Origin of the sequence: Amphritea japonica ATCC BAA-1530 (assembly GCF_016592435.1) — a bacterium.
GTDB classification, from domain to species: domain Bacteria; phylum Pseudomonadota; class Gammaproteobacteria; order Pseudomonadales; family Balneatricaceae; genus Amphritea; species Amphritea japonica.
On the sequence record NZ_AP014545.1, the window covers coordinates 1,044,444 to 1,070,515 of the forward strand.

The 26,072-nt window shown below is 45.2% G+C and carries 22 protein-coding genes; 10 read left to right on the top strand and 12 right to left on the bottom strand.

Annotated elements, in window-relative coordinates; all coding sequences use genetic code 11:
• Positions 1 to 7: 7 nt before the first annotated feature.
• The gene (locus AMJAP_RS04785) at positions 8 to 955 is read left to right on the top strand and encodes a Nudix family hydrolase (RefSeq protein WP_019621933.1); all 948 of its coding nucleotides are present in this window, start codon (positions 8 to 10) and stop codon (positions 953 to 955) included.
• 31 nt (positions 956 to 986) lie between these two features.
• Here AMJAP_RS04785 and yacG read toward each other — a convergent pair whose 3' ends face one another.
• From yacG to pilB, 5 genes are all read right to left on the bottom strand, one after another.
• Positions 987 to 1,226 (bottom strand): DNA gyrase inhibitor YacG, encoded by a 240-nt coding sequence (gene yacG, locus AMJAP_RS04790; RefSeq protein ID WP_019621934.1) that lies wholly within the window; start codon positions 1,224 to 1,226, stop codon positions 987 to 989.
• A gap of 1 nt (position 1,227) precedes the next feature.
• Positions 1,228 to 1,836, bottom strand: coding sequence for a dephospho-CoA kinase (coaE, locus tag AMJAP_RS04795; RefSeq protein WP_019621935.1), 609 nt, complete (start codon positions 1,834 to 1,836; stop codon positions 1,228 to 1,230).
• A 36-nt stretch (positions 1,837 to 1,872) separates the two neighbouring features.
• Positions 1,873 to 2,769, bottom strand: coding sequence for a prepilin peptidase (locus tag AMJAP_RS04800; RefSeq protein ID WP_019621936.1), 897 nt, complete (start codon positions 2,767 to 2,769; stop codon positions 1,873 to 1,875).
• A gap of 71 nt (positions 2,770 to 2,840) precedes the next feature.
• A complete protein-coding gene (locus AMJAP_RS04805; protein ID WP_019621937.1) occupies positions 2,841 to 4,067 on the bottom strand; it encodes a type II secretion system F family protein in 1,227 nt (408 codons plus the stop codon).
• 77 nt (positions 4,068 to 4,144) lie between these two features.
• A complete protein-coding gene (pilB, locus tag AMJAP_RS04810) occupies positions 4,145 to 5,863 on the bottom strand; it encodes a type IV-A pilus assembly ATPase PilB (RefSeq protein ID WP_019621938.1) in 1,719 nt (572 codons plus the stop codon).
• Positions 5,864 to 6,115: 252 nt separating this feature from the next.
• On the opposite strand from pilB, the gene AMJAP_RS17820 reads away from it, so the two are divergent.
• On the top strand, positions 6,116 to 6,616 hold the full coding sequence (locus AMJAP_RS17820) for a pilin (protein WP_019621939.1): 501 nt from the start codon (positions 6,116 to 6,118) through the stop codon (positions 6,614 to 6,616).
• Between the two features lie 89 nt (positions 6,617 to 6,705).
• A complete protein-coding gene (locus AMJAP_RS04820) occupies positions 6,706 to 7,065 on the top strand; it encodes a hypothetical protein (RefSeq protein ID WP_019621940.1) in 360 nt (119 codons plus the stop codon).
• A 190-nt stretch (positions 7,066 to 7,255) separates the two neighbouring features.
• Here AMJAP_RS04820 and nadC read toward each other — a convergent pair whose 3' ends face one another.
• A complete protein-coding gene (nadC, locus tag AMJAP_RS04825) occupies positions 7,256 to 8,101 on the bottom strand; it encodes a carboxylating nicotinate-nucleotide diphosphorylase (protein ID WP_019621941.1) in 846 nt (281 codons plus the stop codon).
• A 165-nt stretch (positions 8,102 to 8,266) separates the two neighbouring features.
• Between nadC and ampD the strand changes: the two genes are divergently transcribed.
• The 3 genes from ampD (at position 8,267) to AMJAP_RS04840 (ending at position 10,868) form a co-directional block, all read left to right on the top strand.
• A complete protein-coding gene (gene ampD, locus AMJAP_RS04830; protein ID WP_019621942.1) occupies positions 8,267 to 8,845 on the top strand; it encodes a 1,6-anhydro-N-acetylmuramyl-L-alanine amidase AmpD in 579 nt (192 codons plus the stop codon).
• Positions 8,842 to 9,690 (top strand): hypothetical protein, encoded by an 849-nt coding sequence (locus AMJAP_RS04835; protein ID WP_019621943.1) that lies wholly within the window; start codon positions 8,842 to 8,844, stop codon positions 9,688 to 9,690. Before ampD ends, AMJAP_RS04835 begins: the two co-directional genes overlap by 4 nt.
• Before the next feature lie 113 nt (positions 9,691 to 9,803).
• On the top strand, positions 9,804 to 10,868 hold the full coding sequence (locus AMJAP_RS04840; protein WP_019621944.1) for an ABC transporter ATP-binding protein: 1,065 nt from the start codon (positions 9,804 to 9,806) through the stop codon (positions 10,866 to 10,868).
• Between the two features lie 22 nt (positions 10,869 to 10,890).
• On the opposite strand, the gene AMJAP_RS04845 is transcribed toward AMJAP_RS04840, so the two are convergent.
• The 3 genes from AMJAP_RS04845 to AMJAP_RS04855 form a co-directional block, all read right to left on the bottom strand.
• A complete protein-coding gene (locus AMJAP_RS04845; RefSeq protein ID WP_019621945.1) occupies positions 10,891 to 12,585 on the bottom strand; it encodes an ABC transporter permease in 1,695 nt (564 codons plus the stop codon).
• Positions 12,586 to 12,693: 108 nt separating this feature from the next.
• Positions 12,694 to 13,725, bottom strand: a complete 1,032-nt coding sequence (locus AMJAP_RS04850; protein ID WP_019621946.1) for a Fe(3+) ABC transporter substrate-binding protein — start codon at positions 13,723 to 13,725, stop codon at positions 12,694 to 12,696.
• 188 nt (positions 13,726 to 13,913) lie between these two features.
• Entirely contained in the window at positions 13,914 to 14,627 is a 714-nt protein-coding gene (locus AMJAP_RS04855; RefSeq protein WP_019621947.1) for a 16S rRNA (uracil(1498)-N(3))-methyltransferase, read from the bottom strand.
• A gap of 383 nt (positions 14,628 to 15,010) precedes the next feature.
• Between AMJAP_RS04855 and AMJAP_RS04860 the strand changes: the two genes are divergently transcribed.
• Both AMJAP_RS04860 and phbB read left to right on the top strand, forming a co-directional pair.
• Positions 15,011 to 16,279, top strand: a complete 1,269-nt coding sequence (locus tag AMJAP_RS04860) for an MATE family efflux transporter (protein ID WP_083935367.1) — start codon at positions 15,011 to 15,013, stop codon at positions 16,277 to 16,279.
• 201 nt (positions 16,280 to 16,480) lie between these two features.
• On the top strand, positions 16,481 to 17,230 hold the full coding sequence (gene phbB / locus AMJAP_RS04865) for an acetoacetyl-CoA reductase (RefSeq protein ID WP_019621949.1): 750 nt from the start codon (positions 16,481 to 16,483) through the stop codon (positions 17,228 to 17,230).
• A 319-nt stretch (positions 17,231 to 17,549) separates the two neighbouring features.
• Here the strand turns inward: phbB and AMJAP_RS04870 are convergent, their stop codons facing one another.
• Both AMJAP_RS04870 and AMJAP_RS04875 read right to left on the bottom strand, forming a co-directional pair.
• Complete coding sequence (locus tag AMJAP_RS04870) at positions 17,550 to 20,201, bottom strand: DUF349 domain-containing protein (RefSeq protein ID WP_019621950.1); 2,652 nt, start codon at positions 20,199 to 20,201, stop codon at positions 17,550 to 17,552.
• Between the two features lie 185 nt (positions 20,202 to 20,386).
• Positions 20,387 to 20,812: a YchJ family protein gene (locus AMJAP_RS04875; RefSeq protein WP_019621951.1), complete on the bottom strand. Its 426-nt coding sequence runs from the start codon at positions 20,810 to 20,812 to the stop codon at positions 20,387 to 20,389.
• 118 nt (positions 20,813 to 20,930) lie between these two features.
• On the opposite strand from AMJAP_RS04875, the gene sbcB reads away from it, so the two are divergent.
• Positions 20,931 to 22,391, top strand: a complete 1,461-nt coding sequence (gene sbcB / locus AMJAP_RS04880; protein WP_019621952.1) for an exodeoxyribonuclease I — start codon at positions 20,931 to 20,933, stop codon at positions 22,389 to 22,391.
• A complete protein-coding gene (locus AMJAP_RS04885; RefSeq protein WP_019621953.1) occupies positions 22,391 to 22,885 on the top strand; it encodes a hypothetical protein in 495 nt (164 codons plus the stop codon). The genes sbcB and AMJAP_RS04885 overlap by 1 nt, the downstream gene beginning before the upstream one ends.
• Here AMJAP_RS04885 and AMJAP_RS04890 read toward each other — a convergent pair.
• Positions 22,864 to 25,680 carry an insulinase family protein gene (locus AMJAP_RS04890; protein ID WP_169336959.1) on the bottom strand — a complete coding sequence of 939 codons (2,817 nt, stop codon included), beginning with the start codon at positions 25,678 to 25,680 and terminating at the stop codon, positions 22,864 to 22,866. The two genes, AMJAP_RS04885 and AMJAP_RS04890, sit on opposite strands and share 22 nt — an antisense overlap.
• Positions 25,681 to 26,072: the final 392 nt, after the last annotated feature.

The following is a 26,072-nucleotide window of genomic DNA, read 5'->3' on the forward strand; positions in this document are numbered from 1 at the left end:
TTTTCTTGTGTCTGAGTTAATTCATGTTGCTGCCGCTGCAATCTTTAACGAATCAGGTAAATTGCTGTTGGCTTTGCGTGATGAAACGCAACATCAGGGCGGCTTATGGGAGTTTCCTGGCGGTAAGGTCGAGGCAGGTGAGGATGTCTACAGCGCGTTGGCCAGAGAGCTAAATGAGGAGTTGGGGATAGAGGTTGATATCTCTGCGACTACGCCGCTGATACAGGTTCCTTTTCACTATCCTGAAAAATCGGTACTACTGGACGTCTTTCGGGTGACTCGCTTCGCTGGTAAAGCTTATGGAAGGGAAGGCCAACCTCTAAAATGGATCAGTCTCACCGAATTGCCTAACTATCAGTTTCCGGCAGCAAATAAACCTATTGTTGATGCGTTACTGCTCCCCAGGATTATCGCTATTTCCCCGGAGTTACCTCTTGATGAGTACGCATCTTTTGTGCGTAATGCTATGGCTAAGGTCGAGCAAAGTGATCATGCAATGGCGGTTATGTTGAGGGTAAAGCAGCTCGCTGAATCGGATCAGTTAACACTTTATTCGACGCTTACAAAAGAGTTTCCAGATCTACAGTTGATATGGAATGGATCTGTTGAGTCGGCTAACAAGGCAGGTATTCAGTCTATTCATCTTAGCTCAGTTCGATTAATGCAACTGCAGCATCGGAATGACTTTCACGGAGATTTGTTGGGTGCGTCCTGCCATAGTAAAAAAGAGATTCGCCATGCTGAACAACTCGGTGTTGATTATATAACTCTGTCGCCGGTTCAGCAGACCTTGAGTCATCCCACAGCTGAACCACTGGGATGGCAGCGATTTTCGGAATTAGTGCGTGACTGTGCTTTGCCCGTTTATGCTTTAGGTGGCGTAGATTCTGTAGATCTGGAGCGAAGTCTGTGTGCTGGTGGGCAAGGCGTTGCTGGGATTCGTGGTTTCAGTTAATCCGTTTTATCTATATTTCTAATGCAATTGTTTAGTGTAAGGGGCGGTCCTGGTATTCCTGGCTTTCCGGGTCGTCAAAGCTGCTGCTGTAATCATCTACGCTAGGTTCCGCGGCAACTTTATATTCCTCAGAAGCCCAGGCTCCGAGATCTATCAATTTACAGCGTTCGCTACAGAAAGGCCGGAAAGTATTCGCAGTGTTCCATTCTAACTGTTTGCTACAACTAGGGCAGGCAACTAATGGTTTTTTCGTCTGGGTAGGATTTGCCAAGTTAAGACTCCTGTTTCTGTTGTGCCAGTTCTATCAGCTTATGATGTAACGATTCTACTTTTGGTTGCAGTAGTGCTTCAGGTCCACTGTTATCAATAAGGCTGTCTGCACGCTCTATACGTTCTAAGCGAGGCATCTGCGCGGCAATAATGGCCCTGACTTGCGTGCTATCGGTGTCATCTCTGACTGTGGTTCGGTTAATCTGAGTTGCTTCATCGACATCCACAACAACGGTATGATCTACCATTAGGTGCTGGTCAGTTTCCAGTAAGAGTGGAGAAGCCAGAATAGCATAGGCTGAGATAGCCTGTTCAAGTTGTTGTAAGATCCGTTCTCTGATTATTGGGTGTAATAGCTGCTCCAGCCAGTCTCGCTGTTCAGGCTGGTCAAAGACGATTTTTCTAAGTGCGGTGCGATCTAGATTGCCATCATTAAGAAGAATTTTTTCCCCGAACTGCTGAATGATTTTATCCAGCGCAGGTTCTCCGGGCTGAACGACTTCCCGGGCAACGATGTCCGCATCAACTACGCATATGCCTAGTAGCTCAAAACGCTGAGAAACGGCTGTTTTTCCACTTCCAATGCCGCCGGTAAGGCCTGCTACAAACATATCAATGTCTCTGAATATAATTAGTCGTATTTTTGGTTAAAAATTTAATAGCTGAAGATACCAATCAGTCAGGTCATGGCCCCAGAGTAGCGCTATCCAGCCAGCTCCAGCCAGATAAGGCCCAAAAGGAATGGGTGTTTGAGACTCATGACGGCTGAAGGCTATCATCAAGCCGCCAACTACGGCGCCAATGAGTGAAGAGGCAAGAATAATCAATGGCAGCATGTCCGCGCCAGCCCATGCGCCTAATGCAGCTAATAGCTTGAAGTCACCATAGCCCATGCCTTCTTTTCCGGTAATCAGCTTAAATAGCCAGTACACAGACCAAAGAGAAAGGTAACCCAATACGGCACCCCAGAGCGCCGAAGGCAGGCTGGTGAAGTAGTCGAAACTATTTAGTATCAGTCCAATCCAGAGCAGTGGCAGTGTTATTTTGTCGGGTAGCAGTTGATGATCTATATCAATAGCGGTTAATGCGATCAGGCACCAGCTAAAAAATACAATGCTAAAGGCAACGAGATTAAAGCCATAAAGGTAGATGATAGCGGCAGATATCGCTGCTGTTATCAGCTCAATCAGCGGATATCGCAGTGATATTGGGGTTTTGCAGCTACTGCATTTTCCTCCCAGTATCAGAAAGTAGCTGATAAGAGGAATGTTTTCATACCAGTGTATCAGGTGACCACAGGTTGGGCAGGTAGAGGCAGGCTGAGCTAAATTATATACGGTCGCAGGCTCTTTAGGGTGCTCAGTTGTGCCCGTATCAGTTGTATTGTTATTGGCTGCTTCGGCTGCCATTAACTGCCATTCATGCTCCATCATCAACGGCAGTCGGTGGATAACGACATTGAGAAAGCTACCAATCAGAAGAGCAAATCCAAAAGCCACTGATACTGACAGCCATGTATTGGCTGCAATAAGTTCAAACAGCATAAAGTCGGATGTTCCTGTCAATTTCGGTCAAAGTTTTTATGAAATATTCAATATAAAACTCTGAACGTTCGCTAAACTACATTACCTAGTTGGAAGATTGGTAAGTACATCGCGATAACCAGGCCGCCTACCAAAATGCCCAGGATTGACATGATTAACGGTTCGATTAACGTTGATAGGTTGTCGACGGCATCATCAACCTCATCTTCATAATAACCAGCAACTTTATCTAGCATGGTCTCAAGCGAGCCCGCTTCTTCGCCGATAGCGATCATTTGTGTTGCCATCGGTGGGAACAGGCCGGTCATAGTAACTGCGTTTTGAAGTGACTGACCAGTCGATACGCCATTCTTAATCTGCTGAATGGCTGTTTCATAGACAATATTTCCTGAAGCGCCTGCAGCAGAGTCCAGAGCATCAACTAAAGGAACGCCAGCTGCAAAAGTAGTTGCCAGAGTTCTGGCGAAACGGGCAATGGCGGAGTTGTGAAGTATCTGGCCAATAATGGGCAGTTTGAGAACGCTTCGATCTACCCACTCTCTGAAGCCTCGTGATTTCTCATGCGCTTTAGATATTGTAAAACCAGATACTGCGATTGCGATAATTGCGATAAACCACCAGTCCTGGGCTATATTAGACAGGCTGACTACAAATAAAGTGAATGCTGGCAGGTCTGCGCCGAAGCTGGAAAATACACTTTCGAATTGTGGTACTACTTTAATTAGCAGTATTGCTGAAACAACTAAACCGACTACGATAACGGCAATTGGATAGGTAAGTGCTTTCTTTATTTTTTTCTTAAGTTTTTCCATCTTCTCTTTGTAAGATGCAATACGGTCTAACATGGTTTCAAGCGAACCGGAGCTTTCACCAGCATCTACCAGATTACAATAGAGATCATCAAAGCACTTTGGGTGCCGTTCTAGTGCTTTGGCAAAACTGGTACCGCCGCTGACGTCGGATTTTAGGTCATAAATAACTTTTTTCATTTTGGCTTTTTCTATGCCGTTAGCAACAATATCGAAGCCTTGTAATAGGGGGACGCCAGATTTCAGCATGGTGGCGGTTTGTCGTGTGAACAGCGCAACGTCCAGTGGTTTTATCGGTTTGTTGTGATTGCTGAACATGCTATAAGTCTGTTTGCGGACTTTTTTCGGCATAACTCCCTGTTTGCGCAACAGGGCTTTAGCTTCGCCAAGATTATCGGCATTGATAGAGCCTTTACTAGGATTACCACTTTTATCCTTGCCTTCCCAGTTAAAGGTGATAGGTGCCTTATCTGTTACTTTCTTAGCCATCCGGTTGATTTCCGTTTACAGGTTTAGAATACGTACTATCTACAATGTTTAAAGTATTAACAACTATGCTAAGGCCATTAAAGCTTAATAACCCGGTTCATCTCTTCCAGACTGGTAACCCCTTGAATTACTTTCCTCAGGGCCGATAGCCGAAGTGATCTGAAGCCTTGTTGCTTCGCTGTGTTGAGAATGTCCAGTGAACTCCCGTTATCCATTATAACCTGTGCAATTTCAGGGCTCATAGACATAGTTTCGTAGACACCTACACGGCCTTTATAGCCTTTATTACATTTATTACAGCCTTCTGGGTTGTGTTCAAATATATTGAGTCCTGCTTTTATCTGTTCCGGGGTAAAGCCCTCTTCTAATAGAGTGGTTTCTGGAATGCTGGCTGGTTTTTTACAACCATTACAAAGGCGTCTTCCTAAACGTTGAGCAATAATCATAGAGACAGATGTGGCAATGTTAAAGGCAGGAACACCCATATTGCGCAGTCGTGTGAGAGTTTCTGCTGCGCTGTTGGTATGCAGGGTAGATAGAACCATGTGGCCAGTTTGAGCAGCCTTAATTGCGATCTCAGCAGTTTCAATATCCCGGATCTCACCTACCATGACGACATCGGGGTCTTGGCGCAGGAATGAGCGAAGGGCCTCAGCAAATGTCAGGCCTACTTTAATATTTACATGAACCTGGTTGATGCCTTCCAGGTTGATCTCTACGGGGTCTTCTGCAGTGGATATGTTTCGTTCAACGGTGTTGAGGATATTCAAACCGGTATAGAGAGATACGGTCTTGCCGCTACCAGTAGGTCCGGTAACCAGAATCATTCCCTGGGGTTTATGTAGAGTCTGCATAAACAACTCTTTTTGGTCTTCGTCGTACCCAAGCGCTTCGATACCCATCTGTGCGCTTGTTGGGTCTAAAATACGTAGTACAACTTTCTCGCCCCAGAGAGTAGGTAGGGTGTTCACACGAAAATCAATGGCGCGGTTTTTTGATATTTTCATTTTAATACGGCCATCCTGAGGGATACGCCGTTCAGATATGTCCATTTGTGACATGACTTTCAGCCGGGCACAGAGCCTGGAGGCCAGGTTAGATGGCGGCTTAGCGACTTCTTGAAGGATGCCATCAATACGACAGCGGATACGGTAGGATTTTTCATAGGGCTCAAAGTGGATATCTGAAGCGCCTGTTTTAATCGCGTCCAAAAGTATCTTATTAACAAAGCGAACAATAGGAGCGTCGTTAGCAGCCTCTTCGCCGGTGTCCTCCTGCTGTTCTGTAAGCCCCTCATCAATCTCCAGATTATCAAGGTCTGCATCCTCGAGTCCGTCTAAAGCTGAGTTTTGCTCGTCAAGGAAGGTATCGATCAGGTTGGAAAGCTTATCTTCCTCTACGATAACTCCTTCAGTCGTTGTGCCGGTATGGAACTTAAATTCATCCAGTGCCTGGATATTGGTGGGGTCTGAAATAGCAACATAAAGCCGGTTTTCACGCTTAATTAAGGGCAGGGCGTGGTGCTTAGTGATTAGTTTCTCATCAACCAACCCTTGAGGCAGAGCTTCAATGTCGATTACTTCAAGATCAAGAAGTGGCATGCCAAATTCATCAGCAGCGGCTGCGGCTGCACGATAGGCGCTGACCAATCGATTCTCAATAATATGGGCGATAAAAGGCTTATTGTCTTTGCGGGCTGTTTTGAGGGCGTCCATCGCAACATCCGATGAAAACACACCATCGTTAACCAGTCGTCTTGCCAGGCCGCTGAGCGGCTGAAAGGGTTGTACGCTCATAATGTCAGAGAATCCATTTTAACTGCGTTTATCGGCGTTATATTTAAAAGCTTAAGTTTATAACGCTTTAACCTAAACCGCCTTGTATTATTATCTATTTGTAAAGTAACATCTATGCGTCGGTTTGAGAATCAACAGACGCTTGCTTTAGGTCACTGGACTGTCATAAATAATAGGTTATTATCATATCAGGCTCGTATGGAGCATGGATGAAGAGCTGTATGGCAAAGGAAAGGGTCGTTCGGAGCAAGGATGATGATGAATACTTTACTCGCTGGAGAGTTAATAATGAAAAACACCATTAAGAAGCAACAAGGTTTTACCCTAATTGAATTGATGATCGTTGTAGCGATCATCGGTATTCTGGCAGCGATTGCGTTGCCTGCATATCAGACTTATACACAGAAAGCTAAATTTTCAGAAGTTGTTGCTGCAACAGGCGGTGTAAAAACATCAGTTGAGGTCTGTGCACAGACGGTAGCTACTACTGCTGCAACATTTGCTTCAAGCTGCAGAGCTGCGGGAACTAATGGAATTGTGAGTGCCGCTGCAGTAACTGGTGGATACTCTGCTGGTGTAACAGTAGGAGCTGGTTCAGGTAATACTGTTCTTATCGACTCTAATTCTCAAGGCATTGAATCAACAAATCCAGACTATCAACTAGAAGGTGGTTACACTGGAGGTACTGTTGTATGGTCACTTGTTTCAACCTCTGGCTGTGCAGCGTTGGGTTTGTGTAGCAACCCGCGATAATATCTTATTGACCTTTCCAAGCCTCGGTATATCCGGGGCTTTTTCTTGTTTTAATTTAAAATAGTTATCTAGAAATTGTGCGGTACTGAATGAATAAAAAAACTATTCTGATATTAATGGTTGCCATTACAGCTGCAGTTACTTATTTTTTGTATGAACAACCATTACCTCTGGAGAAGCGTGCTGTTGTGGAAGCAGACTTAGCCTCTCAGCCAGACAAATATCCTGCTACACCGGTTTGGTGGTCAGATGGTGGTGTACTGGCGATTGGTATGATGCCTCGTGAAGCGAGTGAAAAACGAAATGACAGTGCAACAGAGATCTGCGGTATTCTGTGGAAGCATAATGTAAACAAGACGGTTGTCGAAGTGTACGATATCCTTCAAATACAGAAAAGTGACGAGTGGACACTGATCGGTGCCGCAGATTGTCGGCGTGCTGCACCATAAGTTTTTTGGCTTATGTAGTCTTTTTGATACAGGTCAACTGGATTACTATGCAGTTGTTACCCAGATTGGGTATCCAAAGTCAAACGGTTGATTGTTTACTATTTGGAAATAATAAGTCTGATAAATATAAAAAACCGTCATAACAGACGGTTTTTTTATGGTTGCTGCAAGACAGAATACCAGTCAATAGTCAGATAAATCGCATCGATAGATCAACGGCTTTGCAATCCTTAGTCAGCAGGCCGATTGAGATATAGTCAACGCCGGTTTCGGCAATGCTACGTAACGTACTTTCATCGATACCGCCTGAGGCTTCTAGTTTGGCCGGCGTAGGGTGTTCTTTGTTCTTCTGGACCGCGAGGCGAAGGCCTGCATGATCAAAGTTATCGAGCATGATGATATCTGCGCCCGCCTCCAGTGCTTGCATCAACTCATCAAAAGACTCAACTTCCACCTCTACCGGCTTACCTGGTTCATTATGTTTGGCTGTAGCAACGGCATTGGATATGGAGCCGCAGGCCATGATGTGATTTTCTTTGATTAGAAAGGCGTCGTAGAGGCCAATTCTATGGTTAAAACAGCCTGCACAGCTCACTGCATATTTCTGTGCATTACGCAGGCCTGGAATAGTTTTGCGGGTATCCAATAGTTTCACGCCGGTACCTTCAACTAAAGAGGCGTAATGTGAACTGATAGTAGCTGTGGCCGATAGGGTTTGTAGAAAGTTCAGCGCGCAGCGTTCGCCGGTTAATAGTGAACGGGCAGAGCCTTCAAGCTCAAAGAGTGGTTGGTCTGCTATGACTCTATCGCCGTCCTGTACGAGCCAGTTAACTTTCACGCTTTTATCTACTTGATGAAATACCTCATTGACCCATTGAGTACCGCAAATTACAGCGTTTTGACGACTAATAACCCGCGCTTTAGCTGTCTGCTCAACGGGAATCAGTTGCGCAGTAATATCCCCATCGCCAATATCCTCAGTCAGCGCGGTTTGAACGGTAGCTGGTATATTGGTGAGCAGTTGGGTATTGGCCATGGGGGCTCCGTAAAAGTGTATTGAGTCGGGTGATCTTGCTATCAGGCGTTACGCCACTTTGTTGATAGCTTGTCTGTTGTGAAAGCCATGGTAATATCAAAGGCATCCATGGGCTGGTATTTTAACGGAAACCTGCTGGGTAAAGTAGTCGTTGGTTGAGGAAAAATGACGTTGTTAAAAAAGAGCCTGCGAATAGAAAATGGTTGGTTAACAGAGGGGGAACATTGCCCGTCGCCCAATTATAATTCTCGTCCCGAGAATGTGACTCCGCGTTTACTGGTCGTTCATAACATCAGTCTTCCACCGGCCAAATTTGGTGGGGGCTATATTAAAGATTTTTTTCTCAATCGACTCAACAGCAAAGCCGATCCTTATTTTGCAACGATTGAATCTCTGCAGGTGTCCGCGCACCTGTTAATCGAGCGCGAGGGAACATTGGTTCAGTTTGTTAGTTTCGATCAGAGAGCCTGGCATGCCGGTGCTTCTGAATACCGTAGTGTTGCTGACTGTAATGATTTTTCAATCGGTATTGAGATGGAAGGAACTGATAATATTCCTTATACAGAACAACAGTATCAGCAGCTAGCGCTGGTTTCTGCTGCACTTATTCGATATTACCCGCAGCTCAGTCCTGATGACGTTGCTGGTCATTCAGATATTGCTCCACAACGAAAAACAGATCCAGGTATGGCGTTCAATTGGGTTTATTATAATCGTCTGCTTAGCAGGGAGATAACAGAGTGAAGTTTTTAGCAGTACTATTAATAGTAATTCTGGGACGGTTTAAGCGGCGCCCTAAGCGGGTTAGTAAGTTAGCTAAAGCGGCAATTCCTCAGAGTGTTCTTCATTGGCTGATGCTCGCGCTTTATCTGGTTGTGCTTGAAGTTCTGTTATTGCTCTTTTTTAGCTGGGAATTCGGTATTGTCGTTTTGAGTGTTGAATTGTTGGCGTTATATTTGTACCTGGAAAGTTGGTCGCCTAGTGAGTTGACTGGAAAGTACTATAAGCACTGGTGTCGGGGGGACTTTCAAGCTGCCTGGTTAGACCTTGCTGAGCTAATGGGCTTGAGTCGCACCGATGAAGTAACGGATTGTCAGAAAGCGCACTATGCAATATGTCAGCAGCACCTTTACCTTTCATTAACGGGATTCTTTTCAACCTTATTCTGGTTTCTGTTGTTAGGGATTCCGGGGCTATTTATCTCTTTATGGGCAAACTGGCAGACTCAGCGACAAACACCGTCAGTGGCTGATAGCTTTGCTGAAATTGTCCTCTGGCTTCCCGCCAGGCTGCTTGGGTTTACTTTCTTTATCGTTGGTAACGGCGTTAGCGCTTATGCTCAACTTAAAAATAGTGATGGGGGTAAGGAGAACGCACGTGATTGGTTGTTTCGTATCGCTTTAGCTGCAGTGGGTGAAGAAAGTTTTCGGCAATATCAATCAGGCAGTGATTGTGGTGATGAGGAATTCAGACATCTGGCTGCTGAAGAGATCGTCTTTCTCAATAAGTTGATTCGGCGCGCTGCGCTTTTATGGTTAATTGTATTGGCTGTTCTAACGATGTTAGGTATCGAAACGCCGCTTTATTAATGTCTGTTCTGTATAAAGTCAGCACTGCTGAGGATCTCCGTTTACCCCTTGTGAATATATGAGTAAACTATAGCGAGAATCATTATCATTTATTGTCGAGAATGCATTAAGCCATGACTTCCTTGTTGGAACTTCCCCCTCTTTTAGAGCTTAAATCCCTTAGTTGTGGTTATGGAGAGACCGTTATTACCGGGCAGCTTAGTTTCCAGCTGCAAGCGGGAGAAATTGCTTGTCTGTTAGGGCCGAGTGGTTGTGGCAAGACGACTGTATTACGAGCTATAGCTGGGTTTAACCCTTTGCTGTCTGGCAGTATCAGTCAGAACGGACAGGTGATCTCTGATCTGAATTTCACCCTGCCGCCTGAGCATCGGGGTATCGGTGTTGTGTTTCAGGACTATGCGCTTTTTCCTCATTTGAATGTGTTTGACAATATTGCTTTTGGTTTAAATGGGCGAAGCTCTACAGAAAAAAAGCAAGCCGTCCAAAGCTTGCTGAAGCTGGTTGAGCTTCCAGATATATCGTCTCGTTATCCCCATGAGCTTTCTGGTGGGCAGCAACAACGGGTTGCGCTGGCGCGTGCTCTGGCGCCTAAGCCCAAGCTCTTGTTGATGGATGAGCCGTTTTCTAATCTGGATACTGATCTTCGCCGTCAATTGGCGCTTGAAGTTCGCTCTATTTTGAAGGATCAGGGAATTGCAGCGATTATGGTCACCCATGATCAGGAAGAAGCTTTTGCCATTAGTGATAAGCTTGGCATCCTCGCCAATGCTCAATTACAACAGTGGGGAACGCCCACAGAACTTTATTATCAGCCATTAAACCCAATGGTTGCTGGTTTTGTTGGTAAGGGTGAGTTGTTCGATGCTGAGTGTTTGAGTGAAACAACGGTGCAGACAGAACTCGGTAAAATTGAATTTGCCGAGCCGTTTGGCGCGGAGCCGGGTAAGCAGCTATCGCTCTTTATTCGCCCTGTTGATATCCGGCCTGGTCTGGAACAAGGGGAAGTAATGGCCAGGGTAGAGCAGAAAGAGTTTCTAGGTAATTCTGTCGTGTATCAGTTGGTACTACCTTCCGGACGTCAGATAGAATCAGAGATCTTTGAACCACTGATGTTTGAAGTGGGCTCCCAGGTTTCTTTGCATGTGGCCGCGCATCGGCCAATAGCTTTTGCGTCTTAGATTATCCGGTAAGCACTATAGGCTAAATACTTTTGCGGGTTCCTGAGATAGTTTTGCTGAGTATAATCACCGGGATAATACCAACCAGAACAATCAACAACGCTGCCAACGAGCAGGCTTCCAGCATCTCATCTGAGGCAAACTGATAAACATAGGTTGCCAGAGTATCGTAATTGAACGGGCGCAATATGAGAGTTGCCGGCAACTCTTTCATACAGTCAACAAATACCACCAGTGAGGCGGTTAGAATGCCTCCTTTAATTAGTGGCAGGTGGACTTTTATCAGAGTTTGTAGGGGAGAAAGTCCTAGTGATCGGGAGGCCATATCCATACTTTCAGTGATCTTATTCAGGCTGGACTCTACCGAACCGACTGAGACCGCTAGAAACCGAACTACATAGGCAAAAACGACAGCAAAGGCGGTGCCACTGAGTAGCAACCCGGTGGAAATGTTGAAATATTCTTCCATTAGGTGGTCTACCGCATTATCAAACGCTGCCAGCGGAATAATGACACCTATCGCTAGTACTGCACCTGGCATCGCATAACCCAGGCTGGAAAATTGAGCGGCAAGTTTCAGGCTTTTCTTTTTATGCAGACGCTTTGAATAGGCCAGCAGCAGAGCAATAACAATGGTGAGCAAGGCCGCAGCGGCTGACAGAAGGAAGCTGTGGCTGGCATGAGTAATAAAGTCTCGAGTCCATAACTGACTTAAGTTATTGAGCGCATAACCGGCAAGTACCCAAACTGGAATAATAAAACCCGCGATAACGGGTAGGGCACATAGTAAGGTGGCTCCCCAGGCCTTCCAGCCAGACAGTTGATATCCGGTGAGTGCTTTAAAGCGGTCTGAACTATGGAACTGGCGCTGTTTCGCCCGTGCCAATCGCTCCACTGAAATCAATATGACAACAAATATCATCATCAGGCTGGCTATTTGAGCGGCGCCACCGAGGTTGTTCATATTTAGCCAGGTATCGTATATACCTGCGCTCATACTTTTTACAGCAAAATAATCAACTGTGCCGAAGTCGTTCAGAGTCTCCATAGATACCAAAGAGAGTCCTACTGCGATTGCGGGGCGAGCGATAGGTAGAGATACCCGGTAAAAACTTTGAAACGGGGTGCAGCCCAAGGTACGGCTGGCATCATGAATGGTGGTGGATTGTTCAAGAAAAGAGGCGCGGGTTAGCAGATAAACATAAGGGTAAAGCACCATTGCCAGCATTAGAATTGCGCCCCCTAAAGTGCGAATATCCGGAAACCAGTAATCTCGGGCAGTATGCCAGCCGAATAGCTCTCGCAGAAGAATTTGTAGTGAACCTGAGTATTCAAGCAGGTCGGTATAGACATAGGCAATGACATAGGCGGGTACAGCAAAAGGTAAAAGTAGCGCCCATTCAAAGATTCGTCGTCCGGGAAAACGGCACATAGTTACCAGCCAGGCACCGCAGACACCAATGGCAATGGAGAGTGCGCCTACACCGAACATGAGTTGCAGAGTAGTGGTGACGTATACAGGCAGGACAGTGCTAGCTAGATGAGCCCAGATATTTTCTTCGGGAAAGAGGGCCAGATAGAAGATTGATAGTACTGGTAGCGCTATCATCAAGGCCGTTGTCCAGGTGCAGCTATACCAGCCAAACAGATACCCTCTACGCCCTGATGTTAACGGGGTGGGTTGTTCTGTCGTATGGCTAATGGGTTCGGCCTGCATCTGTTGCCTTATGATTATGGTGAGAAAGTAAACAAAAAAACGGTAGCGCGCAGACTACCGTTTTGAGCTTAAAAAGTCGATATAAGCCTGACTAATTATCAGGTTATATCAGTTATCAAAACCAACTTTATCAACCAGCTTTGCTGCATCGCTGCGCAGTTGTGCAACCTTTTGCAGACCAATATTGTCCTGTTTGAACTCGCCCATATATTGTTCAATCAAATCAGAACGTTGAGTGCCTGGGCGTACCGGGAATTCGAAGTTCGCCTCTGCGTACATTGTCTGGGACTGGGCTTGACTCAGGAATTCCATCAACTTGATGGCATTTGCTTTATTAGGTGCATACTTGGTTAAGGCAGCACCGGATATGCTCATATGTGTGCCGCGATCGTTCTGGTTCGGGAACACCAGATTAACAGCGCTAGCCCACTCTTTCTGTTCAGGTTGTTTTTCGTTAGTAATCATCTTACCGAAGTAGTATGAGTTACCTAATGCCAGATCACATACCCCTTCTTTCACTGCTTTTACCTGAGCTCGGTCATTCCCCTGAGGTTTTCGAGCCAGGTTAGCTTTCACATCTTTTAGCCATTGCTCTGTCTTAGCTTCACCATGGTGCGCAAGCATAGAGCCGATCAGTGTCAGGTTGTAGCTGTGTTTTCCACTGCGTGTGCAGATTCGGCCTTTCCATTTTGGGTCGGCCAGGTCTTCATAACGGGTGATTTCACCTGCGGCGACACGATCTTTAGACGCGTAGATCAGCCGTGCGCGGGTGGTGAGACCAAACCACTGGTTTTCAGGGTCACGAAACTGTGCGGGGATATTTTGTTCTAAAACATCACTCTGTACTGGTTGAGTTAGTTCTGAAGATGCAGCGTAGTATAGCGGGCTTATGTCTGAAGTTAGTAACAGATCAGCAGGTGAGTTTTTACCTTCATGTTCAAGTCGCTCTATTAAGCCTTTCTTAGCAAATACAACATTGGCTTTGATGCCGGTTTCAGCAGTAAAGGCCTCAAGCATAGGTTGAATCAGGAATTGTTGACGATATGAATAGATATTGACTTCTTCTGCAGCGGAAACGGAGGTTGCTGCAACTGTTAGTGGAAGGGCGATAAGTGCCATTTTCTTAAGTATGTTCTGCATTGTAAATATTCCTGAATAAGGTCAGTAATCATAATTCGTTGTTGCTAATGCGAACTATTCTTATTTATATTTACTTTAATGTCAACGCTAATGAGTATGATTCTCAATTAACTTGATCTGGATCACTGCTTTGTTACTCTGGAGTCTGATATCTGTTTAATGTAACCACTACCCTGACAGTATTGAGGTTAGATCGGGAACAGCTTTGCAAGTAATACGGGAACTGCATTTTCAACTCTGAGTATGCGGGGGCCGATATGGACCGCTGAAAAACCGGCAGCTTGCATCTTCTCAACCTCGTAGGGGATAAACCCTCCCTCAGGGCCGATAGCCAGAGTGGTTTTAATATTTTCAGCAGCAGGGCAGTTTGAGGCATTATAGGGGTGGGCGATTAAAGCACGTGACTGGGCTGCCAGTTCTGGCAGCTCGTCTTCGACGAAGGGTTTGAATCGCTTACGTAGATGTATTTCTGGTAGGTATGTATCGCCTGCTTGTTCCAACCCTAGTAACAGTTGCTCTCTGAGGCTGTGATCCTGAAGAGCAGGTGTTGACCAATAGCTTTTATCAACCTTGTATGAATTGATAAGGTAGATTTTCTTAACACCCATGCTGGTGATTGTCTGAAGGGTGCGTTTCAACATTTTAGGCCGGGGGAGGGCCAGCAATAGCGTTAGGGCTAGGGGAGGAGGGGCTTCGTTATCCAGATGGATTTCCAGCGTAATGCTATGTTCAGAAAGAGATGTCACGGTTCCACGACCAATATCCCCATTAAGGATGCCTACTTTAAGTTGTTGGCCTTGAGTCGGTTGGTGGAACTGTTTTATATGATGAAAACGTCGGTCATTGATGATGACAGTGTCAGAAGCGATAAAATCACTTTCAAAAAGAAGAATTAGATTCATGGTGAGCTCTGTCTGTGATCAAGGCGGCTATTTTAAAGCAGCCTATGTGACTTATCTATCTCCCCCTCTCTTTTATTGCAAGACACTAGCAGGTATATCTAGCCGAGTGAGAAAATTGCATCATATAGCGTGAATTGACTCGGAATCATGATTTACTCGAGCTGCTTTCTTTCCGTTATACGAACTACAGATCGCTCATATCTGACGGCATTGGACAAGAATTTATACCCAGGCTCTGAATATATTCTTGTAAGACTTTAAGCAGCGCTTCTGCAGCGGTGATATCATGTGCTCCTTTATATTTCGCAGAGCAAAATCAAATAGTGAAGCCTGATCTTTTAAACGGTGAAATCAGACCGACCCTGGTCAAGATGACGTTTCCGATGATGCTCGGAATTGTCAGCTTAATGCTCTTCAATGTTGCTGATAGTTATTTTGTCAGCCAATTAGGAACCAAGCCTCTGGCTGCACTAGGGTTCACTTTTCCTGTCTCTTTTACGGTTATTAGTTTGTCTATTGGGTTAAGTGTTGGAACATCTGCCACCATTGCAAAATTAATTGGCGCGGGGGATAACAGTAAAGCGCGTCAGTTGACGACAGATAACCTGTTATTAACGACTTTATTGATGGTGTTAATAGCGGTAACTTCTACATTAGTTATTGATCCACTCTTCCGTCTGTTGGGGGCGGGTGATGACTTAATGCCCTATATTCGCGACTACATGTCGATTTGGTTTTTTGGTTCTATATTCTATGTCTTGATTATGGTTTCAAATAGCTCGCTTCGCGCTAGTGGCGATACTAAAACCCCTGCTATGTTGATGGGGTTCTCTTCAATTCTGAATCTAATGCTGGATCCGCTATTAATATTTGGCTGGGGTCCCATACCCGCACTGGGTATTCAGGGGGCAGCTATTGCTAGTGTGATCGCCTGGAGTATCGCCGCAGTTGTTGCGTTGGTGAATTTATATGTACGAAAAGGCTTGTTGGTACTAAGAATTGAGTCGGTCTCTGTTGCGGCGCAGCATTGGTTGATGGTGATGAAAATAGGTTTTCCGGCAGCGCTTTCAAATATGATGACACCCATTGCCGCAGCGATTATGACCGCGGTCGTTGCGACACATGGGCCGGAAGCAGTGGCTGCTTTTGGTGTTGGTAATCGACTGGAGTCTTTGTGTCTGCTAGCAAACTTAGCGCTGTCGATGACTCTTCCTCCTTTTGTTAGCCAAAATTATGGCCGTGGTCAGGGAGCACGTGTACGCAGTGCATACTACAGCGCTGTAAAGTTTGCTCTGCTATGGCAGGCGTTGATTTATTTGCTTTTATTGATGTTTGCCGGGGGGATAGGCTCTCTCTTTAGTGATAGTGACGAGGTGGTTAGTTTAATTAGTCTGTGGATACTTGTTGTACCACTGGGCTTTGGTTTTCAGGCTGTGACCTTTTTGACTGCATCTAGTTTTAATGCTGTCCATCAACCTATGAAGGCGATGCGAATCAGTATTTTCAGACTGTTTATTCTCTATGTTCCACTGGGATATGCGGGTAACTATTTAGGTGGCTTACAAGGGATGTTTATTGGTTTTGTGATTGCGAATGTGTGCACTGCAGCAATGGCTTTTATGTGGATGAAACGCCATCTTCAGCGTATTTAGAGGCTATAAAAAAATAAGTTTTTTTGTCTTTACTTTGTCACAGACGAAAAGTAGCCTTAATTTACTCAGTAGGAATTACTCAACGAAAGTCATATTACTACTCAGTGGCTTTGGTTATATGATTTAGTTAGTAAAAAATAATAAATAGAAAATAATAACAATTCAAAACAACAAATCTCAAAAAGCAAAGAGGAAGTGAGCATGACACAGAAAATTGCTCTGGTTACTGGCGGTACAGGTGGTATTGGTTCTGCAATCTGTCGCGCATTAGCTGATTCAGGTGTGAAAGTCGTTGCTGGTTATAACTCTGGTGGTAACCATGAAAAGGCTAAAGCCTGGCAGGAAGAGCAGAAAGCTGATGGTTACGATATTCTGGTAGCCTATGGTGATGTGACAGACGAAGCATCATGCGCTGAATGTATTAAAACGGTTGAAGAAGTAGCCGGTGGTAGCGTTGATATTCTGATTAACAACGCGGGTATTACCCGTGATGGTACTTTCCGTAAGATGAGTTGGGAGCAGTGGAATGAAGTACTGTCTGCTAACCTGGACTCAATGTTCCATATGACTCGCCTGGTTATTAATCCAATGCTTGAGAAGAACTGGGGCCGGGTTATTAATATCTCTTCTGTAAACGCACAGAAAGGTCAGTTTGGTCAGTGTAACTACTCTGCCGCTAAAGCGGGTATCCATGGTTTTACTAAAGCACTGGCGCAGGAAGTTGCGGCTAAAGGTATAACCGTGAACACGGTATCGCCTGGTTACGTCCTTACGCCAATGGTTAAGAAGATCCCTGATGAGGTTCTTGAGAAGATTGTTCGTCAGGTGCCAGTCGGTCGTTTAGGTGAGCCTGAAGAGATTGGCAAAGCTGTTTCTTACTTAGCCAGTGATGATTGTGGCTATGTGACCGGTTCTGACTTCTCAATCAACGGTGGTCAGCACATGTCTTAAGCTGATTACTCAGCTACAAAAAAACCCGCTTATGCGGGTTTTTTTAGGTCTGCTAATAGAGGGTGAATAATCCGGACTATTTTTTTGCATTAATCACGCTTATATGAAAATCCTGAAACTCTTGCAAGAGTTCTATGTAATAGCATTACAAATATTGAGATTTAGCTGTACTGCTCCCCTTTTCTATTCGAAGGAGAGGGAGCTGTGAAATGGTCTGCTGCAGTGTCGGATCACTTATACAGTGTCAGGCGCTTCTTACCTGTTGACGATCCTGAACGGGTTCTGTGAGGTATGTAGGCTTTGATGAAGCTTCTTTAGCTTACTTTACCTGTTGCAGGTTACTGTAAAAACGAATTTGAAGTGCCTCATGCTGCAGTGTAAATGGATGGCATTGCCACTCTAGCTCTAAGTTCTTCAGATCGTTTGCGTTTACAGATTTGTCTCGTAACTCAAGCGCTTTTTGTAATCGATCCATCTGGTATTCCATACGCAGAGATTGATCCTGTTCGGGGGATTCCTGACCCAGAAGTATTTCAAGCCTGATACAGAGTTTTCTCAGAGCGATTTCAGTGACTTCAAGTAATTGCTCTATCTCTATACGTCCCGAGATAAACTCCAGTAGCAGCTCATAACGGCGGTTTATTAACGGCTCAAAGTGCTCGTTAGTCCTGTCGCTTTGTGCCCAGACAGACTGAACTTCATCTAATGCCAGTTGGTCTAGCGTGCCGTTTTGTATGAGATTTTCCAGTTGGTCACAGACTCTGATACGCTGAAGTAGTGCTTCTTCAAACAGGGTTTCGGTGGGACAGGATTGTTGGGTTTTACTCTGTACTTGCTTTTCTTTATTCAGATTATCAAAGACTAAGTTACAGGCTTTTCGAAATTCCGGCCACAGTTCGCGCTCAACACTATGGAAAGTATTTCCCGCTTCTTTCCAGCGTTTTTGTAACGCTTTAACCTGGGTCGCCGCACTTTCAATATTATCGATTGCGGCTAGTTTGATTGCCTGATTCAGAATGTCCTTTTTGTCATTAGCAACCTGATCCCGGTGTCCTGAAATTTTCCCATCAAGTTGTTTTAATAATGCGTTGAATTTAGTTTGTACCTGTCGTCCCGGCGTCCGGTCAACTGGTGCATAGTCTTTCCATTCCCGCTTAACAGTCCGGCTAAGCTGCTCAATCAAGCCCCAGTCGGCTTCTTGCCAGTCAAGCTGATTAAGGTAGTCACTCAGCTCTGACACTAATTGAGTGCGTTTGCGCAGATTATCTTCGCGTTGCTGCTTTTGCCCACGAAAATAACTTTCGCAGGGAGTATAGGCCTGATCTGAGGCTGCTTTAAAACGCTGCCAGATTGTGCGGGAGTGAAAAGGATCGCTACCATCTAACTGCTTCCATTGCTGTTGGAGCTGGTGGATTTTTTTGGCCAAAGCAGGGGGTTCAGATGCATTATCAATTAGCGCTTCCATCTGCTGACAGAGTAGTTCTTTCTTCTCTTCTACAGCAAATCCCTGCCAGTTTTTAAGTTCGGATAAACGTGCAGTCAGGCCTTTGTAACGCTGTTGTAAAGACTTAGGAGTGCTGCCATTGATGCTGTCTAATTTTGTCTCAATCTGACGTTCTATCTGACCTGCGGCTTTAATCTGTCCAGCTTCAATCTGTTGCTCGAATTTGTTAAGCAGGCCTGACAGGTCTTCACTGCAATGTAATCGTTCCAGATTGAGCTGGTGGAGTTGGCCGCGAACCAGATCGCATTGCTGAATGATCGCCTGTAATTGCACTGGTTTTGTAATCTTTGTTGGCCAGTTTATTTGTTGGATAAAAAGGTCCATTTTATTTAAATATTGCTGCAACGGTGCTGCTGCCTCAACAGAAGGTGATTCGTTGAGGAGCGTGGAGATCGAAGAGCTATTTTTTATCCAGTTTCTAGAGGCGTTCTGACAAAGGGTAAAGCGCTGTTTAAGCGGCGCCAGTTTAGCAATGTTTGTGGATTCGTTAGTCTTATTCAGTAACTCTTGCGTGGTGCTGTCCCAGCAGTTTTGTTCGGCATCGAGATCGGCTGTGCAGAAGTGTTCTCCCGATATTAGTGTTTCACATCGAATGGTTATTTCTTCGAGCTTTTGCAACAGCTCTGCCTGTTGCTGTTTTTTTGCTCTCTCTTGTTGTTCGTTTTGTAGCAGGGCATCGCTTCGTTGCTGCTCAATGGTGACGGTGTGTTGGCAGCGCTTGATTATTTGTTCATAGCGTTGGCGAATTGATTCTTCCGGTGAAGCTTGAAGTTGATCCCACTGCTGACATAGTGCAATGAGCTTCGTGTTGTAGAGAGGGAAAAATGAAGTCTGACTTAAATGCTCCAGGCTGGACAGTAGCTCTTCCTGGCGAAGGCGTAAGATTTCTTCATGCCGGGATTGTTCAAGCAATTGTTGCTGCTTATTGCGAATAATACGATAAACGGTTTTATCCCGGCCTTTAATGGCTTTACTCGCTTGTTCCAGCAGTTCCGGCATGCTGAGTTTATTAGCAGCGGATTGGCGAATATGAGTGCTATTGCCATTTATAGTCAGACTGATTAAACAGTGTTGATCGGTAATTCTTTGCAGTGCCTGCTGCTGAAGTTCTGAATTGGTACTGTTTAAGGCGATATGCGTAAGGATGTTCTCGTCCTGAAGAGATATCAGACATTCGGATTGTTGGCTCAACGTGTAGCCAGGATCAAGAATGATATTACAGATACGCTGAGTAACCGTGCGGCGGATGTCGGGGTCCGAATCATGGATAAGAATATCTGACAGTAAGTCGGGAGCCGCAATTTTATCAACAGCTGCAAGGCGCACTTCTACACTCTGATCCTGGCGGGCGAGTTGAGTAAGAACTTCTAGGTGCTTAGTGTTCCCGGGACTAAGCCGGTGAACTGCTTTGATTCGTACGGTGGCTTTACTATGCTGCCAACGGGGTTTGAATAACTTCACAAACATTACATCGATCCTACAATGGCCACTATATAAACAACGGTACCTGTGGCCTGAAGCCGGTATTCTACCGGCCTTTGACTGTGCAGGAAAAGCCCTGATAAGAAAGAAAACTGTATGTTCCAACAGACAACTCCTCCGGGTTGCATGTCTGCCGGGCTTTACAGTGGTTTTAACACGAGGAATTTTTTTTAGCTGCGGATCTCAACTTCACCATCGACGTAAAGCCAATGGCCATCTTGCTGTCTGAAATTTGACCGTTCGTGCAATTCGCCCTGTTCTTCAGCGGTCTCGAATCGGGCAACAAACTCAACGATGCCGTTAAGGTCATCAGCCTTTCCCGCTTCAGTTTTAAGAATTTTTAAGCCTGTCCAGGTCGTTGCTTGAACCTGTTCTGTAATGAGTTCAGCATCCTCGGGGTTGCGGTGTTCCTCAGCTGTTGAATTGATAATATAATCTACTGCTCCTAGTGAGAATGCTGTATATCTGGACCGCATAAGAGCTTCAGCTGTTCTGGATGGCTTATGGCCTTCAATAGCCGGTTCACAGCAGAATGCGAATGGCTTATTCGAGCCACAAGGGCAGGTAAGAGTGGTATCTTTGTGGTCGTGAAGCATAGAGTCCCCGGCTAAAAATATAATTGCTGTGTAACATAGTATTATAAGCCGTTGACATATTAAGCATATTGATCAAAAGCATAACCATACCGAGATAATCGGTTTTAAGGCGAACAGAATGGCGGCATCAGCTCAAAAGACTTTTTTCTGGCATGATTATGAAACTTCAGGTGCTGATCCTAAGCGTGATCGGCCACTGCAATTTGCAGGTATACGTACGGATCATGCCTTTAACATTATTGATGAGCCGGTGATGTTTTACTGTAAACCGGCGGAGGATCTGTTGCCGCATCCGGAAGCCTGTCTGATTACCGGCATTACGCCGCAGAAAGCGATTCAGGAAGGATACTGCGAAGCAGAGTTTATGGCATTGGTTCATCAACAATTATCGCGTCCGGGTACTTGTGGCGTGGGATATAACAGTATCCGCTTTGATGATGAAATTACTCGGTACAGTCTGTACCGAAACTTTTTTGATCCCTATGGACGAGAGTATCAGAATGGTTGCTCCCGCTGGGATATCATTGACATGTTGCGGCTGACCCGGGCGCTTCGTCCGGAAGGGATCGAGTGGCCATGTTATGAAGATGGCCGTCCCAGTATGCGGCTGGAAGATTTGACCCGGGTGAATGGTATTGATCATGGTAATGCTCACGATGCTTTAGCGGATGTGTATGCAACCATTGCGATGGCTCGCCTGGTTAAAGAACGCCAGCCAAAGCTTTATGAATATGCGCTAAACAATAGTGATAAGCGGAGTATTCAAGAGAAGCTAGATCCGCTGTCAATGAAACCAGTCCTGCATATATCCTCGATGTATCCATCAGAATGGGGTAATGCTGCTGTAGTTGCGCCTGTGGCAAATCATCCGACTAACCGTAACTCGGTAATCGTTTTTGATCTGAGGGTCGATCCTTCTCCCCTGATTGAGCTACCTGCGGATGAGATTCGTCGTCGCCTCTACAGTCGCAGAGAGGACATGGCTGAAGGGGAAGAGCGTATTCCTCTAAAGCAGATTCATATAAATAAATCTCCGGTCGTAGCGCCTGCTGGGATGTTGACCGCTGTCGAGGCTGAGCGACTGAATATTTCCGGAGATCTGTGCCGTACTCACCTGAAAATGCTCAGAGGTTGCTCTGATCTGAAACAGAAAATAGCGCAAGTGTTTGGAGAGTCTGACTTTGCTGAGGATTTTGATCCAGATCATATGCTTTATAGTGGCGGATTCTTTGGTGATGCCGATAAGAAGAGTATGGATATCATAAGAAATACTGATCCTCAGCAGCTGGGGGGGCTTGATCTGGCTTTCCAGGACTCTCGGTTGGAAGAGATGTTCTTACGCTATCGTGCGAGGAATTATCCGTTTAGCCTCAATGATGATGAGCGGAGTCGCTGGGAAGAATTTCGACGATTGCGGCTGCTGGGGCCTGATAGCGGAGGGCATCTGACGATGACTGAATTGTTCGCAAAGCTAAATGAACTTTATCAACAGCCTGAGCTGGGCAACGCTCAAAAAGAGATATTGGAGGAGTTAGCTTTGTATGCTGAAGCGATCTATCCAATGGATGAGGTGTATTGATGAATCTGTCTGTTTATGCAAAAGCTGCGTGTCTGATTATTTCGTGGATCAGTATCTCAGCCTATGCTGACAGGAAAGAGGATCTGATTAATCCTATTGATTATGCTGTTACAGCACCCGGAGGATATATCGATTCGCCGATCGACCCGGCAACGCTATTTGAGGGTCGTCGTCGAGGCTATGTTGATAGTGAATCAATGCCAGAGATCGAACCGATGTTGATACCTGAGTTGCAATTGCCTCCGCCAACAGTCATTCCTCATGGTGATTTTGAACCGGTGGAGCGGATTGTGAGCGCAGAAAGAAAAGCCCCTCCTTTGACGGGCGAAGATCGAATATTTGCACAGATTGCCAGGGATGAGCTGGAGATTAAATGTTTGATGGATGATGCATTAGATCAGTGTGAAGGGATCGAAATTGAGGTACCACAAGAGAATAAACCCCGCTCACGCAGGGTTATTGATCGTCAGATTCAGACCTCAGGTACAAACTGACCTTGCTCCTTTAAAAGCGCGATCTCCGTATCACAGATCTTTTCCAGAGCTGTTGAACTAGCCTCCTGACGATGTTCTTCACCAAAGGTACGTACTGTTAATCGTCGTTCTGGCAATTGGGTATAGCATTTGCGCAGATCGTTCAGCGTTAGGGCGTTAATGGCCGCGGTCAACTGTTCCCGACTATCAAAACTATGTTCATCCCGATCGATCTCCTGCCAGTAACGTTCACTCAACTCACTCATCCGGTTGGCTTTACGGTTTATTCTGGAGAGGACGCTTTCTTTAAAGCTATCGACCTGTTCTTCGGTCAGCTCTTCGAGCTGAGTTTCCATCTGTGAGATGAACTCGTTGATATGTTTTTCTAATCCTATGGGCCCCGTGTTGGGTGATTGAATGACAAAAGCCAGTCCAGGAGCTTTGCGCATCGACATAGCCGTTTCAAATACTACATAACCCAGCTGTTGCTCGGTACGCAGTCGACTATAAAAAGGCGCAGAGAGGATCTCACTTAATAGTGCATACTCTGCCCGGGTTTTTGTATCACTGTTATCCGCTTGAAAGTAGACGCTGATAGCTGAGTCGCTATGATCAACAGGGAGTGTTTGAGTTAGATTCGACTGCTTATCTAACAGAATAACCGGCAGGCGGCTGCGGTAACTGATAATTGGCTGAGTCGGCAGGTGAGTGCGAACGGTTTCGGCCATTTGCAGTGCGTCTGATTCTGACAGGTTACCATGGGCCAGCATTCTTACTTCTGTTTGTTTTAAAAGTTGTGGGATAAAGGCCTGTAGCGTTGCCAAATCAATACTGTGTAATGCGGCTAGTTTTTTCTCAGCGCTCCAGCTTTGTAGAAGTAGGTTGTACACTTCACCAATTGTTTGGTTATAGGGTTTATCCTTCAAACTATTTTCCAGCTCTTGTGCATACTTCTCTTTGATGCGGGAAAAGCTGGTTCCAGAGAAATCCAGCTGCTGCAGGCTATTCATTACCTGATTGAGCAGCTTGGGTTGCTTATCGCTGTATCCAGAGATGCGAATGCTGAGGCCACGCATATGCGGATAAATACGAGTGCTCAGACCCGCCAGCGAGGCATCGTAAAGAGTTTCATTCAATTGATCTTTCACCAGCTTGGTATAGAGAGCTGTCATCACTGAGTTTTCCGGTGACTGGTTCGCTTGCCCGGATATGACAGAGATAAAAAAATCCGTCTTTGGAAGCTGAAAGGTCTGATCCTGTTTATGCCAGAGAGAATAACCATCCTGCTGTAAAATAAGTTCGGGTCTGCTTTCCTGACTTTTTAATTCTTTACTCGCCAGAAGCGCTGGCGTAACCGGCTTTATGTTGAATTCTTCAGCGATAAAAGGGTTTAGTTTACGTACTTGAAGAGCCGGGATGTCAGCGGGGTTATTCCACTGTTCGCGTCGTAATGAAGCGACAGGCATTATGCTGTATTCAGCGTTAAACCAGGGGTCCTTGTTATCTGTTGCCAGATTTTGTGCCTGCAGTGTAATCAGCAAGTTGTCCGGGGTCATTTGTGACAGAATATTTTTGATCAGTTCAGGTTGAAATTTCTCCAACAGATAATCGGCACTGATCACTGAATCCGCTGGATAAAGTTGCAGGTTACGTGACAGGTGTGAGACTTCATGGATAGGTTGTGCCTTTTCCTTGAATCTGAAACTGATGTCATTCAGTTTCTGTTCTTCCTGATACAGCGCTTCATTAACACCTTTCTCCTGCAGCATTCTGATCGCTGCAAAGGTGGTTTCTATCACTTCGTCGTAATTTATAAGGCCTTCATCGGTTAGGGACAGCGACAGAACAATTGATGATTGGTCTGGCAGGTCATTTCCCCGATGAGCACTTAAACTGTTCACCCAGCCTTTTGTTTTAAGTGCTGAAAAAAGGCTCCCCTGGCCTTCATAGCCGAGTATTGACCCGATAAAGTGCGCAGGCTTTTCTTTGTAATACTCTCGGGTTGCCTGAATAGGAAATGTCAGTGTGAGTTGTTGCAGGTCTTTAAGTGTTTTGATGTTCTGTTGTAGCGGTAAATTTTGATACAAAGGGGTCTGAGAAATAAATTGAACCGCGTTACTGTTTTTGACGGAGGAAAATTTATCTTCAACCAGACGCTTCAGCTCTAATACCGGTTCTTTCCCCAGAATAACAACGGTCATCTGGTTTGCAGAGTAGTGTTGATTATAAAAGCGAATGAGATCCTGTCGAAGTTTGCCTTCCTCGTTCGACAAGGTTTCCAGATTGCCGACGGCAAACTGACTCATGCTGTGTTCAGGGTTCATTACTCGCTTGCCGGCAGAATAACCGCGGCGACCATCATCGCGTAGTTTTGATTGATACTCTGAGTTAACGGCGTGCCTTTCGCGGTCAACATATTTTTCTGAAAAGAGTGGGTCGATAAAAAAATGCGAGAAACGGTCCAGAGCAGGTTCCAGTTGATCTGCTTTGATATCAAAAAAATAGTTTGTATTTTCAAACGCTGTATAAGCGTTATGACTTCCACCATTATTGCTGATGTATTCCTGGTAGCTACCTGCTTCAGGGTATTTCTCAGTGCCAAGAAACAGCATGTGCTCGAGAAAATGTGCTAATCCAAGCCTGTTTTCAGGGTTTGCATTGGAGCCGACGTTGATGTCTACAGATGCTGCTGCTTTATCTGTCGTTGGGTCAGAGATAACCAGGGCTTTCATCTGGTTTGGTAGTGTGAATGCAAGATAATCACGTTCGTCTGTAGGGCTTTTGTGAACTGCTGCATAGGTTAGTTTTGTTGTCATGAAAAGCAGCAGAAGCAAAACATGACGGGTACTTTTATTTGTATATCGGTAGCGCATTCACTCGAGCCTCTGTATATGGCAATCTTTTGGTAGGGAGACATTGTATTGAATAACTTCGTACCCTATTTCTTTAACGTCTGTAAAACTAACTTTAAGTAAAACAATGAAATTTAAGAGCTGCCAGACGTACTTCATTGGCGATAGATCGAGTTCTGATATAGCCGGCATAAGCGTTTAAGTCTAGTTATGAAAGACGTTATTGTCTATTTTTTGTACAGTTGTTTTTGTTATATGTCCTTTGTATTTGGTTATTTAACATTACAGGCCATTAAAATTTGGACAAGAGGTTTGATTATTGGTTCGTTTGTTTCTTTATCAATCAATGTTGCTTT

What these genes read in the sequence shown, in the direction of transcription:
- AMJAP_RS04805 (WP_019621937.1), bottom strand. Translation starts at nt 4,067, where the DNA reads ATGGCTAAGAAAGTAACAGATAAGGCACCTATCACCTTTAACTGGGAA.
- AMJAP_RS04855 (WP_019621947.1), bottom strand. Translation starts at nt 14,627, where the DNA reads ATGAATCTAATTCTTCTTTTTGAAAGTGATTTTATCGCTTCTGACACT.
- AMJAP_RS04820 (WP_019621940.1), top strand. Translation starts at nt 6,706, where the DNA reads ATGAATAAAAAAACTATTCTGATATTAATGGTTGCCATTACAGCTGCA.
- pilB (WP_019621938.1), bottom strand. Translation starts at nt 5,863, where the DNA reads ATGAGCGTACAACCCTTTCAGCCGCTCAGCGGCCTGGCAAGACGACTG.
- AMJAP_RS04840 (WP_019621944.1), top strand. Translation starts at nt 9,804, where the DNA reads ATGACTTCCTTGTTGGAACTTCCCCCTCTTTTAGAGCTTAAATCCCTT.
- coaE (WP_019621935.1), bottom strand. Translation starts at nt 1,836, where the DNA reads ATGTTTGTAGCAGGCCTTACCGGCGGCATTGGAAGTGGAAAAACAGCC.
- AMJAP_RS04885 (WP_019621953.1), top strand. Translation starts at nt 22,391, where the DNA reads ATGAATCTGTCTGTTTATGCAAAAGCTGCGTGTCTGATTATTTCGTGG.
- AMJAP_RS04890 (WP_169336959.1), bottom strand. Translation starts at nt 25,680, where the DNA reads ATGACAACAAAACTAACCTATGCAGCAGTTCACAAAAGCCCTACAGAC.
- sbcB (WP_019621952.1), top strand. Translation starts at nt 20,931, where the DNA reads ATGGCGGCATCAGCTCAAAAGACTTTTTTCTGGCATGATTATGAAACT.
- nadC (WP_019621941.1), bottom strand. Translation starts at nt 8,101, where the DNA reads ATGGCCAATACCCAACTGCTCACCAATATACCAGCTACCGTTCAAACC.
- AMJAP_RS17820 (WP_019621939.1), top strand. Translation starts at nt 6,116, where the DNA reads ATGATGATGAATACTTTACTCGCTGGAGAGTTAATAATGAAAAACACC.
- phbB (WP_019621949.1), top strand. Translation starts at nt 16,481, where the DNA reads ATGACACAGAAAATTGCTCTGGTTACTGGCGGTACAGGTGGTATTGGT.
- AMJAP_RS04870 (WP_019621950.1), bottom strand. Translation starts at nt 20,201, where the DNA reads ATGTTTGTGAAGTTATTCAAACCCCGTTGGCAGCATAGTAAAGCCACC.
- AMJAP_RS04860 (WP_083935367.1), top strand. Translation starts at nt 15,011, where the DNA reads ATGATGCTCGGAATTGTCAGCTTAATGCTCTTCAATGTTGCTGATAGT.
- AMJAP_RS04875 (WP_019621951.1), bottom strand. Translation starts at nt 20,812, where the DNA reads ATGCTTCACGACCACAAAGATACCACTCTTACCTGCCCTTGTGGCTCG.
- AMJAP_RS04850 (WP_019621946.1), bottom strand. Translation starts at nt 13,725, where the DNA reads ATGCAGAACATACTTAAGAAAATGGCACTTATCGCCCTTCCACTAACA.
- AMJAP_RS04845 (WP_019621945.1), bottom strand. Translation starts at nt 12,585, where the DNA reads ATGCAGGCCGAACCCATTAGCCATACGACAGAACAACCCACCCCGTTA.
- ampD (WP_019621942.1), top strand. Translation starts at nt 8,267, where the DNA reads ATGACGTTGTTAAAAAAGAGCCTGCGAATAGAAAATGGTTGGTTAACA.
- AMJAP_RS04800 (WP_019621936.1), bottom strand. Translation starts at nt 2,769, where the DNA reads ATGCTGTTTGAACTTATTGCAGCCAATACATGGCTGTCAGTATCAGTG.